This is a genomic window from Streptomyces sp. NPDC059455, from assembly GCF_042750115.1.
Taxonomy (GTDB): domain Bacteria; phylum Actinomycetota; class Actinomycetes; order Streptomycetales; family Streptomycetaceae; genus Streptomyces; species Streptomyces endocoffeicus.
The window spans coordinates 1-2,817 of sequence record NZ_JBHYVB010000317.1 but is presented as its reverse complement, the minus strand read 5'-3'; the positions used below and the strand labels follow the sequence as shown (position 1 = coordinate 2,817).

Annotated in this window: 1 protein-coding gene; it reads left to right on the top strand. The window is 72.7% G+C overall.

All coding sequences use genetic code 11. From position 1 onward, the window contains the following. Nucleotides 1-187 precede the first annotated feature (187 nt). On the top strand, nt 188-2,817 hold a 2,630-nt coding region (locus ACFXB5_RS50605; protein WP_385222102.1), incomplete at its 3' end, for a nitrate- and nitrite sensing domain-containing protein.

Genomic DNA, 2,817 nt, shown 5'->3' with positions numbered 1-2,817 from the left:
CCCACTAACAGCGCGGGGCTCTATCTGCAATGTGGACCGTTAACTGGAGGGCGCGCGCGCGACCGCGCTATGGTGTGGGCGGGCGCGTTGCCGGGCGTTCGACTTTCCCCATCCGGGGAAATCCCAGGAGAAACGGCATCGTGATACATCCCTGTGGGCAAGCCGGTCCGAGCGCGGAGCACGCCTCATGACCCCGGGCAGGCATGCGGCCGCGCGCGACCGTTCGCCGTCGTGGTGGGCCGGCGTCATGGAGTGGCGCAACTGGCGGCTGCCGGTGAAGCTGGGCGCCGTTCTGGTGGTGCCCGCTCTGCTCGCCGTGGCCTTGGGCGTCGTGCAGATCCAGCGCGACGTGGCGCGCGCCAACACGTACGCGGACGTGCAGCGGCTGGTCAAGCTGCGCGCTGGACTGCGGCCGTTGATCGGCGATCTGCAGATGGAGCGCACCCTGTCGGCCGAGCGGCTGGGTGAGGGTGGGTCCGCCGATCCGGCCATGCTCCGGCAGCAGGCCCAGCGCGTGGACCGTGCTCAGGCCGCCGTCACCCGCACCACGAAGCGGACCCACGGTCTGCGGGGAGTTTCGGCCAACCGCTACCGCGACGCGTCCAAGCTCCTGGGCGGACTGGCCGACCTGCGCGAGCGGGTGACCTCCAAGGACCTGGGCTCATGGACCGCGGTGACCGAGTACAGCAAGATCATCAACAGTCTGCTCGACCTGGACCAGGCGCTGGGCAGCGGGTTCGGTGACGCTCAGCTGTCCGGACCGGCCAGCGCGCTGTACGACCTGGAGATGGTCCAGGAGCAGGTGCACCTCCAGCATGTGATCGTGATGGTGGCACCCAAGCCCGGCAGGCTGGAGGACCCCAAGCTCATCAGGGCGCTCCAGGAGTCCGACATCCGCTTGCGGGACAAGCTGAGCGACTTCCGCGCCGTGGCCACCGCGGGGGACCAGCGCGCCTACGACCGCACGGTCACCGGCCCGGAGGTCGACCGGCGCGCCAAGCTGCTGGACGGCGTGCTGTCCCAGGCGGGCTCGCTGAACGCCGGGCAGAACGGCGACGGCGCCCCGCCGTTCTCCGACCGCACCTGGCACCGCAGTTCGGAGGCGCACGGAAGCCTCATCAACACGGTGGAGAAGCGGCTCGCCGACCGGCTCCGCGTGACCTCCGCCAAGCTCCAGGACGAGACCAGCGACCGGGCCGGTGCGGAGTCCGTGCTGCTCTTCGCCGTGCTCCTGCTCGCCTTCGCCATCGGCATCGCCATCGCCCGGCATCTGCTGCGATCGCTGACCGTGCTGCGCTCCACCGCGCTCGACGTGGCCGAGCGCCGGCTCCCGGAAGCGGTGTCCAGCATCCGCGAGGGCGAGGCGTCCAGCACCGCGATCAGCGCCGTACCGGTGCACACCACCGAGGAGTTCGGGCAGCTCGCGAGGGCGTTCGACGCGGTGCACGGGCAGGCCGTGCGCCTGGCCGCCGAACAGGCCGCGCTCCGCGGCGATCTGCGCGACACCCTGGTGAACCTCTCCCGGCGCAGCCAGAGCCTGGTGGACCGGCTGCTGCGCCTGATGGAGCAGCTCGAGTCGCACGAAGAGGACCCGGACCAGCTGGCCAGCCTCTTCAAGCTGGACCACCTGGCGACCCGTATGCGGCGCAACAACGAGAACCTGATGGTCCTGTGCGGCAGCACCCCGGTCCGCCCCTCCGAGCAGCGGGTGCAACTGGACAGTGTGCTGCGCGCCGCCGTCTCCGAGATCGAGCACTACCGGCGGGTGGTGGTGGAGCCCGTTCCCACCGCCGAGGTGATCGGGTACGCTGCCGGTGACCTGGCGCGAATGATCGCTGAGCTGCTGGACAACGCCACCGCGTTCTCCCCGCCGGAGACCCGGGTGACCGTCAGCAATACACTGCGGCTGGACGGTTCCGCACTGATCGAGGTCCGCGACGAGGGATTTGGGATGAGCGGTGCCGAATTGGCGAAGGCTCATCGGCGCGTAGCGGGGGACGCATCCGTGGAGGTACCCACGTCCCGGCAGATGGGCTTGACCGTCGTCGGTCGGTTGGCCCGTCGCCACGGTGTCACCGTGGAGCTGATCTCGGAGCGGGAGACCGGTGGCGGGCTGCGCGCGGGTGTGCTGGTACCGGCCAGGCTGATGCTCGGTGACAAGCCGGCCATCGCGGGCGGGGAGAGCTCGCTGCCCATCCGGAAGACCTCCGCCAAGAATTCCGAGTTGGCGCGGCCGCACCGTGAGCTCGGCGGTGCCCCGGCGGCACTGCCGCGCCGCGTGCCCGACGGCGTCCGCTCGCTGCGCGCCGGTGATGCCCCGGCCGCGTCCGAGCACGCGGGCCGCTCCCTGCCGGCCCGCCCCGGCTCCTCGCGGGCGTTCACGGATCCCCAGCAGCCCGGCGGACTGCCGCGCCGGGCCCCGGCCAAGCCCGGCCACCCCACCGGGCCCGGCCGTCCCACCCCGGTCGGCGAGGGCGCACCGGCCGGCGACGGCGCACCGGAGAAGACCGGCGCCCCGTCCGGCGATGGCGGACCGCTCGCGGACCGCCGTACGCCACGGCCGCCGGGGCAGCCCACGGTGCCCCCGCAGCGTTCGCGTCCCACCGCCCCCGATGCCCCCTCGCCATGGTTCGCGTCGCACGAGGCGGCACCGGCGGGTTCCCGCGGCGAGGAGCCGCCCGACGGCCGGAAGGCCGCGGACCTGTCGGCGTCCGCCGCCTCCCGGCGGCCCGGCCCCGTTCCGCCCGGACCCTCCGACGAGAGCCGGCCGGACCCCGCGGACGAGCCCGGCCAGATCGTCCATGAGCGGCCCGGTGC